We start from the raw sequence: 17,616 nt of genomic DNA, 5'->3' as shown, positions 1-17,616 counted from the left end.
ATGGAGCTATTTTTCTCAAAGTGGATATTATCTGTGTTAACCATTAAATATTTTAGGTGCTTACTTCTTTTTATTACTTTTACATTTTATGGGTGTAGCCAAAACAGTAAATCAATAATTGACAACATAGCTGTACCAAATACCTTTATCAGTAAAGGCACTGCTGCGCATAAAGATAAGTGGTGGCATGCTTTTAATAACAAGGAACTTAATCGGTTAGTAACTCAAGCATTAAACGAAAACAATACTATACAGGCTATTCAACTTCGGGAAAAAGCGAGTCAATTAGGGATCGTTTCTGCTGGTGCAGGTCAATTACCTTCACTCAATCTAGTGTCAGGTACTCAAGCTGACATTACCGATATCGCGCAAATAGATAGTGCCAATTTAGGCTTGGCAGCTTCATGGGAGTTGGACTTATGGGGAAAGCTAGAGTCGGTTGAAGAAAAAGCGTATTGGCAACATCAAGAGCTTACCGCCTTGAGTCACGCAAAAGAAAACTTAGTTGCGGCAAGTATCGTGAATGCATGGCTATTATCCTTATCTGAGCATCAAAAATACCAAGTGTTAGAGAAACAATATCAACGAACAAACCAAGCACTAAAGGTTATATCTCGGCGTTTTGCTATGGGGAAAAGCTCGGTTACTGATATCTGGCAACAAGAAAAACTCGTAAAATCTATTGAAGTCAAACAAAGTAAAAATGATGTAGCCAGTTATTTAGCTAAGCAAAATTTAGCGAATTGGTTAGGGGAAATGGACACTAGTAAAGTCATAGTTGCCTTTACAGCTGTTCCGCATTTACCGCCATTGCCTAAAATGGGAATACCGTTAGAACAACTGGCTAATCGACCGGATATTCAACAATCTTTTGCTAAGGTTCATTCAGCTGATGCAAGTGTTGCAACTGCGGTTGCTGAAAGACTGCCACGTATTACTTTAAGGGCAAGCTATTCAACGCAGAAAACCAATGTAGAAGAACTTTTCGATGATTGGAGTGGTAATCTCATTTCATCTCTCGTTTTACCACTTTTTGACGGTGGAAAAAGGCGAGCAGTTGTGGAACAGAAAAAACTACATTTACAAGCCGCTATTGTTGAATATAAACAAACTTGGCTTGAGGCAATAGCTGCAGTGAATAAGGCTCTGCTTAATGAAAATCAATTGATGAATGTTGTTGAAAATTTAAAACTGCAACTGTCATTGGCACAAAAAACTGAGCAATTGACTACGTTGAAGTATCTCAATAGCAAAATAAAGTACATCAGCTTATTGAATGCCCAAGAAGATATTTTATCCCTTGAAATTCAATTAATAGATGCGAAAAAAGCATTATTGATTAACCGAGTCTTATTGTATCGAGAATTAAGTCATGGCGACTTTTCTCAATTAGCATCAACATCCCCTACTATGAAAGAGTGATAGAATGTCATTTTCATTATTGAATAAAAAAGCGTGGCTTCCTATTGGTATCATTGCGCTAGGTGGGCTCATTGCTTACCAAATTTTATCTACCAGTTCGGTAACGTCTCAAAAATCTGAAAGAAAAAAACAAAAGCGTGTGCGAATAGTTCAGGTCTCAGCCCTAGAAAAAGGCTCGATTGCACCTTCTTGGCTTGCATCGGGTTATGTCAAACCTTCTGAAACTATCAATATACATGCAAAAGTGTCGGGTGATATTGAGCAAATTAACCCATTGGCTCTGCCGGGGCAGACATTAAAAAAAGGTGATTGGCTGGTTAAACTTGATCCGGTAGATTTTGAATTGTCACTAAACTCTCAACACGCACAACTTGAACAAGCTAATGCCTCATTAGCCCTCGAACAAGCTGACCAAGTACTCGCCAAAGAAGAGTTAGCGCTGTTAAATCAAAACAATGCATTAAATATTGACCAAGATCTTGTGCTAAGAAAACCACAACTAGCGGTTGCTCAATCAAAAGTGGCCGTGGCAAAAAACAATCTAGCTAAAGCGAAACTTAATTTAAAACGCACAACTGTGGTGATGCCATTTAATGGTCAAATAATGACTAAAAATGTCGGGCGGGGCAGTAAGGTGTCGTCTAATACGAAATTATTTGCCATTACTAATACGCAAAAATATTGGTTAGAGGTGAAAATTTCCCATCTGTTTTTAGCCTTCTTAGATGAAAGTGTGCAGTACAAGGTAATGAATGAGCGTGTTTGGGGTAAAGGAAAATATCGTCAAGCTCAATTTATATCGATACTGCCTGAACTCGATAACAAAGATCGGCAAATTAAAGTCTTACTGGCAATTGATAACCCTATTACCCCATTAAAAGACAATCAACCACATGTTTTTATTAATGACTTTGTTAATGTCGAGCTTCAAGGAAAGACAATTAACAATGCATGGACAATAAAGCACCATTGGTTGCAAGCTGACAATACTATTTGGGTGGTTGATGCGGCACAGACACTACAAAAGCGTAAAGTTAATGTGTTATTTAAAGGGCGAAATCTTATTTATATTGAGGGCGAGTTTCAACGTGGAGATCTAGCATTGGCTGAAAAGCCTGGTATCGCTAATGTTAATTTACCGGTTAAACCAAGGCGCATTGATATTGTAAAAGGAAAAAATCGATCTACTGAAGAGTTTGGCAAAAATAAAAAAAAAACGCGCGACTTAACCAAGAGAAAGAAAAACAAAAAAGTCAAAAAGGGTAATGAATAATGAATTTTAACCCTATTACTTGGATGATACGTCATGGTGTGGCTCCTCATTTATTGATGTTAGCATTGATTATGGGGGGCATTGTTATGTCCTTTGTGATCCGCAAAGAGTATATGCCTGAAACAACGCTCGATACGGTATCGGTTGTTGTTTCGTATCCTGGGGCATCACCAAGTGAAATGGAAATAGGTATTGCTGTTCCTATTGAAGATGCATTAGACAGCCTCGTTGGCATTAGCAAAATAAATACTTTTATTGGCTCGGGTTGGATGCGTGTACGTGCTGAACTAGATGCTGGGGTAGATCCACAAAAAATATATCAAGACGCTCAACAGGCGGTAAATCGAATCTCATCTTTCCCCTCAAGAATGGAAAAACCTAAGGTTAGGCTAGATACACGTATTGTTGATGTGATGGAGTTAATTGTTCATGCTGACTTAGATAAGTTTGCATTAAAACGCTTAACTGAGCAGATCAGGGATCGGATCTTACAGTCTCCTTATATTAGCCAAGTAAGATTGCGAGGATTCCCTAAGGAAGAAATTCATATAGAAATTTCACAAGCGCAATTACAAGCATATGATCTTACCCTCAATCAAGTTTCTTCTTTATTGAAAAAAAATGTTATAGAGCAATCTGCAGGGAAAATCAAAGCAGAAAACGGTGACATTATTGTTTCGGTTGATCAACGAAAATTCTGGGCTGAAGAGTTAGCTAATGTACCGATTATATCAAACCAAACGGGCGACTTAGTGCTTTTAGGTGATATAGCAACTGTTTCAGAAGGCTTTGCTGATGAACGAAATTTAGTGACGTTTGACGGACAACTATCCGCACAATTGAATATCTATCGTATGGGTGAGCAAACACCTAGCCAAATAGCTGATGCTATAAAAGATATGTGGCCAGAACTATTAAATATACTGCCTCTTAATGCAGGTATTTCAGTGGTTGATGATGACGCAAAAAATTACCAAAAACGGTTAGGCTTGTTACTGAGTAATGCCTTTATTGGTTTACTACTTATTCTCATTATTATGAGTTTGTTTTTACAATTTAAACTCGCCTTTTGGGTGGTTGCAGGTATTCCAAGTGCTTTTTTTGGCACGATGTTATTTTTACCAATGTTTGATGTGTCGATTAACATGGTTTCAATGTTTGGTTTTATTGTGGCACTTGGCATTGTTGTGGATGACGCAATTATTGCCGGTGAGAATATATATTCTCATATGCAAGAGGGCATGACCTTTCAACAAGCGGCGGTACAGGGAGCTAATGAAGTTGCTAAACCATTAACTTTTGCCATATTAACCAATATTGTTGCCTTTTTACCTTTGCTGCTACTACCTGGCTCAATGAAATTATTATTTGGTGCGATCCCTATCGTTGTTGTGATTTGTTTTGCCGTATCATGGGTGGAAGCTTTATTTATTTTACCTTCACACTTAGCGCATATTGATAAAAAGAAGCCCTCGAAGATAGAGTGTTACTTAAATATTGCACAACAACATTGCAATAAAGGCTTAAATAATTTTATTAAAAACTATTACCTGCCTCTACTCCAACGTTGTTTAAAATGGCCAAGTTTAGTATTGGCTATCGCGAGTTTTATTTTTATTGTTGTCATTAGTTATGCTTTTAGTGGAAAAATGGGGTTTAGTTTATATCCAAAGATGGACGGTCGTTGGGTAAAGGCCAATTTTGAAATATCTGAAACGACAACAGAATCACAAGCGATAGTGTTACGTGGAAAATTAGAAAAAAATGCCAACGATTTTCTTACAAAAACAAACTTACAAGACATAGTTGTTAGTATTCGAGGAGTGATCCGTGACAACAGTGTCGAAGTGGCGATGTTGTTGGTAGAAAGTGAAGAACGTGAGTATTCTACTGAGCAAATAAAGCACTTGTGGCGGGAAAATGCCAGCGAGTTATTTCAATACGGTAAACTTAGATTTAGTGGTGCAAGGCGAGGTAGTAGTGAAATTTCCACTGCTTCTTTAACCGTTGAGTTACGACACAGTGATTCAAATGTTTTAGCCGCAGCCTCCAAAGATGCGGTGGAGTTCTTAGCTGAAACGCCTTTTGTTGTTGCGACGATCAATACCATGGAGGAGGGGAAACCTCAGTGGAAACTATCACTTAATGAAAATGGTCGAGCACTGGGTTTAAATGCCGCAGATCTTTCTGAGCAGATGCGTGCTTCGCTGTATGGTGCAAGAGCTCAACGACAACACCGCTTAAGAAATGAAGTAACAACCTTAGTGCGACTACCTGAAAATGAACGTACTGATGTCAATCAAATAGAGTCTTTGTTGATTCGCACTAAATCCGGCGGTTATGCACCGCTAGGAAGTGTCGCTAACATCGATAAAATATTAGCTCCCTCATTTATTCGCCGACGCGCCAGTCAACGTATTGAAAGTGTAGGGGCTGAAATTCTCCCAGAAGAAAATATCCCAGCAGTATCGCAAGCGGTTCGTGATCATTTGATCCCTGAATTAACCGGTCGATACCCTGGTATTAAAATTGTTTTTGGTGGTGATCAGGAAGAAATCGCAGAGAGTGTTTCACGGTTAGAGCTAGGTACAGGTTTTGCGTTAGTGGGTATATATATTTTATTAGCAGTGGCATTTAGAAGCTATTTACAACCCGCGGTTATCATGGCGATTATTCCATTTGGCGCCGTTGGTGCTATTTTAGGACATATGGCATTAGGTTATAGTTTAAGTGTTGTCAGCTTAATGGGAATGCTAGCACTCGCTGGGGTAGTGGTGAATGACAGCCTTATTTTAGTTGAATATGCTAATAAGAAACTACAACACGGTCATGATGCGTTAGAAGCCATAATTGAAGCTTGCTTGCGAAGAATACGTCCTATCTTACTGACAACTATTACCACTTTTTGTGGCCTTGCCCCTATGGTATTTGAAACTTCGCGCCAAGCACAGTTCGTTGTTCCTATGGCGGTATCTTTAGGATTTGGTATTTTGTTTACCACCTTAATTTGTTTATTAGTTTTGCCATCGTTATATTTTGTTATCAATCGAGGGCATATTCAAAGCACTGCTGACTAGCGTTATTACTGCGCAAAAGTGGCTCATTTAAAGGTTTGACTTATTTTATATATTGCCTTTATGTCATTGAACTAAAGGTGGTAGATAAAAGACTCTAAATAACCTTAACTCGGTTTAAGAGATAACTTAACTAATTGAATTAAATGCGGTTAAGTCTTTTACATGATTTATGCTAATTACTAAAAGGTCATAGGTGAGAAAATTAAACCGGCGATTGAGCTAAAGCTGTAACAGATTATTGATAGAGTTATCAGACCACACAACCATTTTCTCAGGCATAAAAAAGAGCGACAATATAGTCGCTCTTATATTTTTGACCGTTATACAAAAAATTAAACTTTGTGGATGTTATGCGCTCTATAACCGTAAATAGCGATAACGATAAAACAGACAAACGGTAAGACAAATGAAGTTTGTACAGCTGGAATATCAGCGATTAGTGAACCGCCATCAATCATACTGCCTTGCATTGGTGGCATTAAAGCACCACCTACAATCGCCATAACTAAGCCAGCGGATGCTAAACTTGCATCATCACCAGTATCTTTTAATGCAATACCATAAATTGTCGGGAACATTAATGACATACAAGCAGAAGTACCAATTAAGCAATATAAACCGGTCATACCACCAATAAATATCGTACCTATAGTTAACAACATACCACCTGAAGCAAGTAACAATAACAATTGACCTGGACGAATAAAAGCAAGCATAAAGGTACAAATAAAGCGGCTAGCTAAGAAAATTCCCATCGCTATCATATTGTATTGCTGAGCCTCTGCGGCAGTTAAACCAACTGATGTCATACCGTAATGAATAACAAACGTCCAAGACATGATTTGTGCGCCAACATAAAAAGCTTGAGCAATAACACCTTCACGATAACGTGCGTTACTAATTAATCGTACAAAAGTGTCTTTTAATACTTTTTTGGTTAGTGGTTCATCATGGCTAATCGTATCGGGTAATTTACTGAATAAAAACATACAAAACAGCACGGCGACAACAACAGCTATAGCGATGTACGGACCACGAACAGTCACTAAATCAGCAGCTTGCATCGCTTGGTGGGTAACAGTCTCCGTTTGAGAAAAATTACTTAATGCTTCGGTGAGCTTGCCGTCAACAACTGACGGAAGCATTTCTGCATATTCAGGGTGAGCAGCTCGCTCTGCTGCTCTAAATTCTTCTACCTTTAATTCGCTAAGAATATAGTTTGAGGCGACAAACATGCCACCTAAAGAGCCTATTGGATTAAATGCTTGTGCTAAATTTAAACGTTGAGTCGATGTTTCAGGTGAACCCATTGAAAGTACATAAGGGTTCGCCGTCGTTTCTAACAAAGCCAAACCACAAGTTAATACACAAAGTGCTAATAAAAAGAAGTTAAATTGAGCGGTCATACTAGCAGGTAAAAATAATAAGGCACCGACAGCGTATAAGCCTAACCCTAATAAAATTCCCGACTTATAAGAAAAGCGGCGAATGAAAATTGCAGCAGGAATTGCCATAATGCCGTAGCCTAAATAGAAGGCAAATTGCACCATAGAGCTTTGTGCATTAGTGATTAAAAAGATGTCTTTAAACGCTTTCACTAATGGGTTTGTGATGTCGTTAGCAAAACCCCATAGCGGAAATAGTGAAGCAACTAATATAAACGGTAAAATATATTCTTTACTTAAAACCTTTGACTTGCTGGATGTTAAATTTTCTTGTTCAACGTTAGTTTCTGAATGAGCTATGCTATTCATTTAAAATGTCCCCAATCATTATATAGTAAGTCCAGCATTCAAAATGTTTTGCTGAACCATATTTATCTGTTATTATGGCTTTTATATATAAAGTTCATCATTAAGTTACTTTTAAGAGGTTTCATTGTCAATCATATTTAAAATATTTACTGAATAAATGTAGGCGATAAAGATAAACGAATTAAATAGTATGTTAGGAATGTTTTTTGAATAAGTTTATTAAAGTATTATTATTACTAATTTTTTATTACTTTAACGTAAGTAATGCTTCACTTGCTTATGCCCAACAGGTGGAAGCTCAAATAGATAGTCTACCTAAAGGTACGCAATGCATTAGCTGTCATGAGTTTGAGCATAAACAATGGGAAAAGTCCGATCATGCAAAATCAATGGCTATCGCAGATAGTACATCCGTTTTGGCTAATTTCAATAATGTTGATGTTGAGCACTATGGCCAAAAAGCTCGTTTTTTTATTAAAGATAATCGCTACTTGGTAACTATTTCTTATGATGATAAAACAGATACTTACCCGATAAAATATACCTTTGGTCATTTTCCGCTACAACAATATTTAGTTGAAACTGAGCTAGGTAAATTGCAAGTGTTACCCTTTGCTTGGGACTCTCGAGAGAAAAAAGAAGGCGGCCAGCGTTGGTATCATAATTATGCCCATGAAGAAATTCGTCCTGAAGATAGACTACACTGGCGTCAACCGTTACAAAACTGGAATGGCATGTGTGCCGATTGTCATTCTGATGGTTTAGAGAGAAATTACGATACAAAGCAAAATAGTTTTAATACCCAGTTTGACAATATAAATGTCGGTTGTCTGTCATGTCATGGTGATATGTCAGAGCATGGAAAAAAACAAAATAAAGAAAGTAGCCATCGAGCAGCCATGGTTCCGCCACTTGGAAATTGGCTTCGCAATATAAATGACAAAATAGCTCATTGGCAAGGAGAGAAACGCGACAATAGTTTTATGGATAACTGTTTTGCTTGTCACTCATTACGCTCTCCATTAACAGATGGTTTTAAAAAAAATAAACCTTTTCTTGAACAATTCACACCGCAACTCCCCGCGGCTCCTAATTATCATGCTGACGGACAAATCAAAGAAGAAGTGTATGTCTATGGTTCATTCTTACAAAGTAAAATGTATGGTGCAGGCGTTAACTGTTTAGATTGTCATGATAAACACACCATGAAAATAAAAATTGAAGGAAACGGATTATGCCTTCAATGCCATAGTGGCGAAGTGTATAACGTAAAAGAGCATCATCAACATCAGGAAAATTCACAAGGCGCTCAGTGCGTGAATTGTCATATGCCTGAGACGCGTTACATGGGAGTAGATGATAGGCGTGACCATAGTTTCAAAATTCCACGTCCTGATTTATCACAGCAGTTTAATACCCCTAATGCTTGTATTAAATGTCATGATGATAAAAGCAATAGTTGGGCAGATAAAAAATTAACCAAGTGGCATGGTAAACCTCAGGCGTTATTACCAAGTAAACGTTTATTAATGAAGTTAAATGCAGGGCAGAGCATTTCAGTCGCGCAGCATTTATCGATAATCGCGGATGAAAAGCTTGATGTCATCAGTAGGGCAAGTGCTTTACAAATGCTGAGTTACACGACTCAATCTATACCTGCAAATAAACTTCAACCTTATATAAAACACAGCGAACCACTATTACGCTTAAGTGCAGCAAGCGTTGGATTATTGCTAGCGCCAAAAGAAAGAGAAAGGCACCTAAGTCCTTTATTAAACGATAAGTTAAAAGCAATTAGAGTAGCCGCGGCGAGAAGTTTGGTTTCTACAGCAATTTCTAGCGAAAATCAGTCTATATTTTCAAGCGCATTTGAAGAATTAACCCGTACCAACGAAATAAACAGTTGGAGAGGAGAAGGGCGTGCTAATCAAGCGATGATAGCGCTAGAAGTGAATGATACGCTGGGCGCAGAATCTGCACTTAAGCAAGCGATAAAAATAGAGCCTTATTTTGATGCTGGCTATATTAACTTAGCTGATTTATACCGAAGCCAACAACGTACTTCTTCAGTCAACTCAGTACTTCGTCAAGGAATGAAGAATAACCCGTTATCAGGCGCGCTTGCATATTCTTATGGCTTACACCTTGTTCGACAACAAAAGCTTGCTAAGGCGATTGAATATTTCGAAAAATCAATAACTCTTGACTCACAAAATTCACAGTACGCTTATACCTATGTGCTTGCAATGGATGGTACAGGGGACAGTCAAAACGCACTCACTGAACTTAAAAGGCTAACACCTAAATACCCTGATAAAAGCCAATTAAAAGAACTGGGCCTTTATTTATCACAAAAGTTAAACAGCAAAATTGACTACGACTGGTTTTTGAAAATTTAAAGTTTTTATCTCATTGTGGGGGCGAAAGCGCCATAGAATATATATTCTAAAATTATTTTATAATGCGGTTTTGACTATTATGAAAAAACTATTCAAATTGACTTAGATTTTAGGGTAGAGTTATATGATGATTGTAAAAGAAGCTCTTATCATTGATTGTAGTGATGCCATACAAAAAAGCTCAGAAACAACTTTTTATTGTTACTGAGCCTTTTATATTTACAAGCTAACTTTTTAGTGGACTTTATTAGGATGGTTTTGGTTTGGCTCATTGTCATTATCTAACATATTTAAATCGCTTAACTTTAAAATCACCAGATCTTTGTCGTTAGCCTGAACACATGCTTTGCCAATGGCGAGCCTTAACTGCTCAGAAACATTTCTGGGTGGCAAGTGACAAAGGGCTGATAGTAACTTAGCTGATAGTTTGTTGGAGAAATAGCTTTCAAGTTTCATATCAACTAAACACTGTTCATATATGCTCTGGACTATTGCTTGCATTTGGTTTGGCGTAGGTGCTTCTATATCTATATTCACTACACGAGATTTTAATGCGGGTTTTAGCGATTCAAAATCATTGGTGGTGGTAAAGATAATAGCGCCAGACAAATCTAACTCAATGTTCAGAAAGTTTTCTTTAAAGCACTTACGCTGCTCTCGCTCAAAAAAGGAATACAGTGGCTGTATAATACTTTCTTGATGATTATCTTTAGCCATACATAACTCATCAATGAGAATTATGGGCGATGCGGACTTTGCTTCAAAGCACATGATTCTGCCTATTGCTCCTACATCAGCATCGCCATATTGAGGGTTACCACCACATAGCTCAAACCGTCCGGTCATGGCAGCGGCATTAATGGTAAAAAACTCTAACGATAGTGTTTTTGCTAGGGCATTAACAAACTGTGTTTTACCAATACCAGGATGACCTTGCAGGTTAATGACGGGTAATGATAATGGCGTTTTTGTTAATAAACTTACTTGGCAGGCAGCATTTACTTGGGCAATTACAGGCTGAAAGTTAGGGAATGATGTCGCTAGTGATGATAACTGCTTAACTGTATTACGCTGTGCATAATACAGTGTTTTGTTTGGCCCTAATGCTTTAAGCTCCTTAAGTTTTGGCATATCTTTAGGCTTTCTGTGTTTCATTTCAATCGCTAACCCTTCTTTGGAGAAAATCGGTATTAGCTCAGGTTGTTCACCACTGTTTTCTTCAAACTTATGTTTGCTCTCTTCCTGCCCAGTTAAGTCGTCACTGAAGGTAACACCCAAAATATCTGCGACGGTTGCTAGTACTGATATGGTTACTTCGAAGTCTTTGAAAACGCTCATTATCATCTGTTGTACTTCTACCACAAACTCAGGAGTAGGAGGCATCTCTTGTATTGTACTAATAAGTGACTTGAAGCCTTTTTGTTGCTCAAAGGACATAAAGCTAATGATGTCCTGCAAGTGACGGTCATCATCGATATAGCAACAAGCTGTAGCAAGTGAAAATGTAGTGATAGTGGTCATCATGTCAAAGCGTTTTAAATTATCTAGTTGCGCGTATAGTTTAAAGTGACAGTAATCATATTGATTTTTAGTTAAATGGCTCATGAGAAATACCTATAGGTGAAAACAAGAAAATAGAGAAGGGGAGACACAGTGACATCTTTGTCACTATGTCTATGTGGGAGTATGACTACGTGTAGCTGGCAATAAGTAAAATGTTGTCAGTGAGCAAAATACCGCCAGATATTCTCAATAGCAGTTGCTGACCCGCAGGTAAGCAAAAGTCAGGGACTCTTTGGTTCAATGCTTGTGCAAGATTAATCTTTTGATTCTCAAAAGTTAACTCATCATCAAACTCCTCTGCTATCTCTTTCAGCGAGCAAAGAGACACTTCATCCCCATCTTTTGTTTTAAGTACAAGCTGAATATTGCTGGTAAATGGGGTTACTTGTACCGTGAGCAAGATTTGAGAAAACCTTGCATTTCGCTCGCACTTGATATTGGTGAGTTCAATCTCGTATTGGCTTGCTTGCAATCTAGCCTCTATTTCATCGAGATAGTGTGAGTAGCGTTTGTTTAGCTCTGTTTGGTATTGTAATGTCCAGCACCCAGGTAGCTTATCCTCGTACTTCATAGCCCATTGTTTCTTGCTTAGCACATCAGGATTACTCTCGTTGTTTACTTTGATTACACTGCTCAAAAAAGCGGTATTCTTCTCATTTGTTAAAGGTGAGTTTGTATTTGTCATGAGTTATCTCCTACGGTTAAGCGATTTGTGCAAGGGTAGATGAGGCAAAGTGCGTTGAAGCGCTTGCTTTGTCTGCTATCTGAAGCTTTGATGCAATTGGTGTTATTGCTTCATAGCCATAGCGACTTCCTGGGCTTGCACAGGTGAGAATATGACGAAGTAGTAAAGCACTTTTAGGCTCAAATTTATCAAGCCTTGCAAAAGCCTTAGCACATATTTCCAGTGTTAATTCATCATGGTCGACTAAATTACCTAAATGTGTTCTTTGACCATCCGAGGACAAGGTTTTTGTTTTACCTATGTCATGAATTAGTGCGGCGATAATGGCAATATCGCGCTCTACGCCTTTAAATTGATTCTCCCTTAATAGTTTGTTGGCAACATCAATACTGTGCGCGAGTAAGCCACCCGTAAAGTTGTGATGGTGTCGCAGACTTGCAGGGCACTGAAGGTAATTAATACCAATATCGCTACCAACTAAAACATCCGAGATAAATCTACTTAAATGACGAGATGATAGACTATCAACCAAGGTTTTCAGCTCTAAGAGCATTTCCGGTGCTGGGCAATAACAACTTGGCAGTAAGTTTATGCTGAGTAGCTGATTGCTCACATTAGTTGGCAGTGTTTGCAAAAAAGCACAGCGAACATACTGATGGCCATCTACATACTTTAAGGTTGCTTCAATATGAACAATTGAGTTAAGTGTTAGCTGCTCAATGAACTCATTCATATTAAAGCAGTAAACATTAATACTGGTACTGATGTCTGAAAGTTTAATTATCCAATAAGCTTTACCTGATTTATCAATACGCTCAGTGCTATCAACAAGGTTGTATGCCCCTTTAAAACGTTTAAAAGAACTTACCTCAGTCAATAAAGGTTGAATTGATTGCTCAACAGTAGCAGTCATAAGTTGGGTGTTGTGTAAATTAGTCATGATTTACTCCTGAAAGGTTATTTTTAAGAAGGTTTTCAAATGCACTACCGTCATTGCGTGTGAGGTTGGGCACAAAGCGTGAGTAAACCCGAAATAACATCATGGTGGTTGAATGCCCCATTTGTTTTGCAATCCATTCAGGGGATTCACCTGATGCCAGCCAGAGTGTAGCGCTCGTATGGCGTGACTGATAAGGAGATCGAGGCTCTAAACCCAAGTTTCGAAGTAAAGGGTGCCATACACGTTTGGCAACATTGTTATTATCAAGTGGCTGACCATTGTTGTTAGCAAAAACATAGTCGTAATCACCGGTTATTAGCTTTTGTTTACGTAGGGCATCAAATACCGGCTGTGACATTTGAATTTCACGGTAACTACCATCATTTTTTGTATACTCAGTTCTGCCGTTAAGTAGACACTCCCGAATAAAAATAAGCCGGTTTTCAAAATCTACGTATTGCCACTTAAGGCCGTTAATTTCACCTGTTCTTAAGCCAGTAAAAAAACGTAATAAGAAATAGTTAACAAAATCAGCACGAACAGTCGTGAGAATTAAATTAACTTCTTCAAGCGTGAATGGTGCAATGTCTGTTTTAGGTACCTTAAGCGGTTTAATGTTACGATAAGGTGTTGTAAAATCATAACGGTCGGCTGCTTCATTCAAAATCATTCTTAAGATTTTCATATGCTTATTAATGTGGCCTGCAGAAATAGGATTGCCGTTTTTGCGCGTGACTTTGGCGAGCTGTGCGCGAAACTGCATTAAATCTGCTTTGGTGATTTGGCCGACATCTTCTTTTTCAAACCTTGGCAGTATCCGGTTATCTAAAATATGACGTACTTTTTCTTTGTAGCTGATACGCCAACTTGTTTGCATTTCATCAAACCAAGTATTGGCAAAGTCCTCAAAGTTTGGCGTGCCGTTTGTCACTTGAATCATCGTTTTATGCGACTTTTCAAGTTTTGGCAGCATTTTGCTATCAGGAAATTGTTTAGCATAATCAAATTGGTTCACTAGAATGAGTGCTTCAATCTGAGTTAGTAAACCCTTTAATTTTTTCCGGTTAGTTTGGTTGTCACTTAATGCTGTTTGTTCCCTGCAGCGAAGGTTTTTGTACTTAAAGTCAAAGTACAATTTACCCGTTTCTTTTCTGACTCTAATATGTCCCATGAGCTATCCCTCCGTTTGCCATTGGAATTTCAAAAGCATTGGTAGATTTTTTACCAATATCTTTTTGGATAGCTTCCCAGATGTATAAAATTTTTCGGCCACCGAAAGGGCGTATGTAATGAATTCCTTCAAGCAATACCGAATCTTTTAAACGATCACGAATGGTGCGACTGTCGTACTTAATGAGTTTTGACAACTCTGATGTGGTTAAAAAGGTTTGATCTTTTTTCATAATCAATCTCCAAAAGTTAAGTTACATCATCAAATGATTATTTATATTGTCAATTGATGATGATTATAAGCATATTGGTGATTGCTTTAATTGTCAAGTGATAATTTAAATTATCACTAGGTTCTGTTTTGAACTTGATATTTAGCTGAGTTGTAAATATTTAGTTTACTATTCGACTAAACCTTGTAATTGGAGTATTCTTTTATTCATCACTTTTAATTATCATTTGCTAGTATATATAGGCAAGTGACCTTATAAATTAGCTTAATTAGAATGCTTAGATTTAAATTACGTGAATTAATTGCAGAAAAAACTTTTAATGAGGATCGTCAGATCACTCTTGTAGAACTTGCTCGCGAATGCGATGTAAATAGGATGACATTATCAAAAATAGTGAACAAAAAAGGGCAGAGTATTAATACGGATAACCTAGATAAGTTATGTCGCTATTTTAATTGCAAGATCGAAGATTTAGTTGAATATATTCCTGATAAAGATTAATTGTTTACATGTTTCAAAATATCGTATTAGCTTGCGATAGTTTTAGTATAGGAGCAGAAACTGTCAATTAGCCTGAATTTTGGTTGTTGAGTTTAGTTAGTCTGTATAATAAAAGCGAGCACAAGTTGCTCGCTTTTACTTTTATAGGCAAAACCGTTATGTATCCACTAATTATTAAAAGGAACAAAAAAATTACTGAGCTGATAAGTTGAAATACAGAAAGTTTAAGATGTAGTGAAGTTAAAAACTAAAAATATTAGCTTGTAGAATAAAACCGACAGAATGCACCATTTAAATTTTTGATGTTTATAGTATCCAATTTAAAGTTGAAAAAATTTCTAGTGACAGAATCAGGGAAAAGGTCATTAGCAAAAGACATCAAAAATGCTGATTTTCAAAACTGTCACTAATTTGTCACATTCTTGTCACAGAGAAAAAAAACTCTGTTGAAAAATTAGTTTTTTAAGGTCGAAAAATGGTAAAAAAATGAGGTGGAATTATAGTGGTTTTAAAGTTGTAATTTAATCGAAATTGCGACCTTTATACTTTAAGGGTAAAAATTAGGGAAAAAATGAAATTTTAATTCGTAATAAAAACAATAATATGGTGGACGATACTGGGCTTGAACCAGTGACCCCCGCCTTGTAAGGGCGGTGCTCTCCCAACTGAGCTAATCGTCCATATATATCAGATATGATATGAATCAGGGTAAAGTAAAGTGGTGGACGATACTGGGCTTGAACCAGTGACCCCCGCCTTGTAAGGGCGGTGCTCTCCCAACTGAGCTAATCGTCCAATCATTTTATCAAGAGATATTCTGTAAACAGAATTGGTGGACGATACTGGGCTTGAACCAGTGACCCCCGCCTTGTAAGGGCGGTGCTCTCCCAACTGAGCTAATCGTCCATCTCTGTGGGGGCGTATTATAGGGAGATCGTAAAGGCTGTCAACTAAAACTAAAGCATTTTTTAGCTTTTTTTGATTAATTTATTTTAACTGCTGCAATTATCAACAGCTTGATTATTTTGTATTCTTTTTGTTGGTTTGTTTTAGACAATAGATGTATTCAGTTTCATTGCCTGTTAAAATGTCGCCAATTTTTATAGACATCATTTTACGACTTTGGCAACTCCTTAGTCTGAATATAATAGTGAGACTTTTATGAGCTTAACAACTCGATTTGCACCAAGCCCTACGGGATACCTTCATGTTGGTGGTGCGCGTACCGCACTTTATAGTTGGTTATATGCAAAGAAAAATGGCGGTGACTTTATTCTTCGCATTGAAGACACTGATCTAGAGCGTTCAACCCAAGCGTCGGTAGATGCCATTATGGATGGTATGAACTGGTTAAACTTAGCATGGACACAAGGCCCGTTTTTTCAAACTAAACGTTTTGATCGCTATAAAGAAGTTATTGAGCAATTATTAGCGTCTGGTCATGCGTATCGTTGTTATTGTACCGCGGAAGAAGTTGATGCCATGCGTGAAGAAGCAAAGGCAAAAGGCGAAATTGAAAAATACAACGGTATGTGGCGTGACCGCACTGATCACCCTGAAGATCAACCTTATGTTATTCGTTTTAAAAACCCATTAGACGGTGATGTGGTTATTAAAGATATGGTCAAAGGCGATATCACGATTAGCAATGAGCAATTAGATGACTTAATTCTTGCGCGTACCGACGGTACACCTACTTATAACTTAACCGTGGTGGTAGATGATTGGGATATGAAAGTCTCGCATGTTGTGCGAGGTGACGATCATATTAGTAATACGCCTAAACAAATTAATATTTTAAAAGCACTGGGTGCAGAAATTCCTGAATATGCACATATTCCGATGATTTTGGGGGATGACGGTAAACGATTATCTAAACGTCATGGTGCGGTAAGTGTTATGCAATATCGAGATGACGGTTACTTACCTGAAGCATTATTAAACTATTTAGTGCGTTTAGGTTGGTCACATGGCGACCAAGAAATATTTTCTCGTGAAGAAATGATCGAGTTATTCGACCTGAAAGATTGTAATCGCGCACCGTCAGGCTTTAATACCGACAAGCTTATATGGGTCAACCAACATTACATGAAAACCTTGGCTCCAGAATATGTGGCTAAACATCTCGCTTGGCATATGGCTGAGCAGGGGATCAACACGGATAATGGTCCAGCCTTAGAAGAAATCGTAAAAGTCCAAGCTGATCGAGTCAAAACCTTAAAAGAAATGGCTGAAATTTCTCGTTATTTTTATGAAGATTTTACGGAATTAGATGCTACTGCCGTTAAAAAGCACTTACGTCCAGTAGTCAAAGAGCCATTAATTTTAGTGAAACAGAAATTAGCCGAGTTAACTACGTGGTCGCCAGAGCTTATTCATGCTGCGATTAATGATACCGCTGCTGAATTAGAAGTTGGTATGGGTAAAGTAGGTATGCCATTGCGTGTTGCGGCAACAGGTGGCGGAAATTCACCATCCTTAGATATAACGTTAGCTTTGCTTGATCAACACAAAGTCGTTGCCAGAATCGACCAAGCGTTAGCAGTAGTTGAAGCACGAATTGCTAATAGTTAACCAATGAAGCTATGAGCCAAAGCCA

General features: G+C 37.8%; 12 protein-coding genes and 3 tRNA genes. 6 read left to right on the top strand and 9 right to left on the bottom strand.

The features are described 5' to 3' along the window. Nucleotides 1–33: 33 nt before the first annotated feature. Genes ABXH06_RS06720 through ABXH06_RS06710 form a run of 3 tightly spaced genes read left to right on the top strand, consistent with a single transcriptional unit; the run spans nucleotide 34 to nucleotide 5,772 of the window. Nucleotides 34–1,422 carry a TolC family protein gene (locus ABXH06_RS06720; RefSeq protein WP_353517699.1) on the top strand — a complete coding sequence of 463 codons (1,389 nt, stop codon included), beginning with the start codon at nucleotides 34–36 and terminating at the stop codon, nucleotides 1,420–1,422. Nucleotides 1,423–1,426: 4 nt separating this feature from the next. Next, nucleotides 1,427–2,695: an efflux RND transporter periplasmic adaptor subunit gene (locus ABXH06_RS06715; protein ID WP_353517698.1), complete on the top strand. Its 1,269-nt coding sequence runs from the start codon at nucleotides 1,427–1,429 to the stop codon at nucleotides 2,693–2,695. Continuing rightward, the gene (locus tag ABXH06_RS06710; RefSeq protein ID WP_353517697.1) at nucleotides 2,695–5,772 is read left to right on the top strand and encodes an efflux RND transporter permease subunit; all 3,078 of its coding nucleotides are present in this window, start codon (nucleotides 2,695–2,697) and stop codon (nucleotides 5,770–5,772) included. The genes ABXH06_RS06715 and ABXH06_RS06710 overlap by 1 nt, the downstream gene beginning before the upstream one ends. Before the next feature lie 332 nt (nucleotides 5,773–6,104). On the opposite strand, the gene fucP is transcribed toward ABXH06_RS06710, so the two are convergent. Next, complete coding sequence (gene fucP / locus ABXH06_RS06705; protein WP_353517696.1) at nucleotides 6,105–7,526, bottom strand: L-fucose:H+ symporter permease; 1,422 nt, start codon at nucleotides 7,524–7,526, stop codon at nucleotides 6,105–6,107. A gap of 206 nt (nucleotides 7,527–7,732) precedes the next feature. Between fucP and ABXH06_RS06700 the strand changes: the two genes are divergently transcribed. Continuing rightward, nucleotides 7,733–9,925: a multiheme c-type cytochrome gene (locus ABXH06_RS06700; protein WP_353517695.1), complete on the top strand. Its 2,193-nt coding sequence runs from the start codon at nucleotides 7,733–7,735 to the stop codon at nucleotides 9,923–9,925. Between the two features lie 234 nt (nucleotides 9,926–10,159). Here the strand turns inward: ABXH06_RS06700 and ABXH06_RS06695 are convergent, their stop codons facing one another. The 5 genes from ABXH06_RS06695 to ABXH06_RS06675 all read right to left on the bottom strand — a co-directional run bounded on the left by ABXH06_RS06695 (nucleotide 10,160) and on the right by ABXH06_RS06675 (nucleotide 14,516). After that, nucleotides 10,160–11,530, bottom strand: coding sequence for an AAA family ATPase (locus ABXH06_RS06695; protein ID WP_353517694.1), 1,371 nt, complete (start codon nucleotides 11,528–11,530; stop codon nucleotides 10,160–10,162). Nucleotides 11,531–11,615: 85 nt separating this feature from the next. Then, nucleotides 11,616–12,173, bottom strand: coding sequence for a hypothetical protein (locus ABXH06_RS06690; protein ID WP_353517693.1), 558 nt, complete (start codon nucleotides 12,171–12,173; stop codon nucleotides 11,616–11,618). A gap of 16 nt (nucleotides 12,174–12,189) precedes the next feature. Beyond that, nucleotides 12,190–13,113 (bottom strand): HD domain-containing protein, encoded by a 924-nt coding sequence (locus tag ABXH06_RS06685; protein ID WP_353517692.1) that lies wholly within the window; start codon nucleotides 13,111–13,113, stop codon nucleotides 12,190–12,192. Further along, nucleotides 13,106–14,284 (bottom strand): Arm DNA-binding domain-containing protein, encoded by a 1,179-nt coding sequence (locus ABXH06_RS06680; protein ID WP_353517691.1) that lies wholly within the window; start codon nucleotides 14,282–14,284, stop codon nucleotides 13,106–13,108. Before ABXH06_RS06680 ends, ABXH06_RS06685 begins: the two co-directional genes overlap by 8 nt. Continuing rightward, the gene (locus tag ABXH06_RS06675) at nucleotides 14,271–14,516 is read right to left on the bottom strand and encodes a hypothetical protein (protein ID WP_353517690.1); all 246 of its coding nucleotides are present in this window, start codon (nucleotides 14,514–14,516) and stop codon (nucleotides 14,271–14,273) included. Before ABXH06_RS06675 ends, ABXH06_RS06680 begins: the two co-directional genes overlap by 14 nt. A 273-nt stretch (nucleotides 14,517–14,789) precedes the next feature. Here ABXH06_RS06675 and ABXH06_RS06670 point away from each other — a divergent pair, with 273 nt between their 5' ends. Continuing rightward, nucleotides 14,790–15,017, top strand: a complete 228-nt coding sequence (locus ABXH06_RS06670; RefSeq protein WP_353517689.1) for a helix-turn-helix domain-containing protein — start codon at nucleotides 14,790–14,792, stop codon at nucleotides 15,015–15,017. Nucleotides 15,018–15,621: 604 nt separating this feature from the next. Here ABXH06_RS06670 and ABXH06_RS06665 read toward each other — a convergent pair. The 3 genes from ABXH06_RS06665 to ABXH06_RS06655 all read right to left on the bottom strand — a co-directional run bounded on the left by ABXH06_RS06665 (nucleotide 15,622) and on the right by ABXH06_RS06655 (nucleotide 15,923). Further along, nucleotides 15,622–15,697 (bottom strand) — tRNA-Val (locus ABXH06_RS06665). 39 nt (nucleotides 15,698–15,736) lie between these two features. Continuing rightward, nucleotides 15,737–15,812: transfer RNA gene (locus tag ABXH06_RS06660), tRNA-Val, on the bottom strand. A gap of 35 nt (nucleotides 15,813–15,847) precedes the next feature. Continuing rightward, nucleotides 15,848–15,923 (bottom strand) — tRNA-Val (locus ABXH06_RS06655). Between the two features lie 255 nt (nucleotides 15,924–16,178). On the opposite strand from ABXH06_RS06655, the gene gltX reads away from it, so the two are divergent. After that, nucleotides 16,179–17,591, top strand: a complete 1,413-nt coding sequence (gltX, locus tag ABXH06_RS06650; protein ID WP_353517688.1) for a glutamate--tRNA ligase — start codon at nucleotides 16,179–16,181, stop codon at nucleotides 17,589–17,591. Nucleotides 17,592–17,616 lie beyond the last annotated feature (25 nt).

This window comes from Thalassotalea sp. SU-HH00458 (assembly GCF_040362795.1).
Lineage (GTDB): Bacteria > Pseudomonadota > Gammaproteobacteria > Enterobacterales > Alteromonadaceae > Thalassotalea_H > Thalassotalea_H castellviae.
This window is presented reverse-complemented; position numbering and strand designations above follow the sequence as displayed.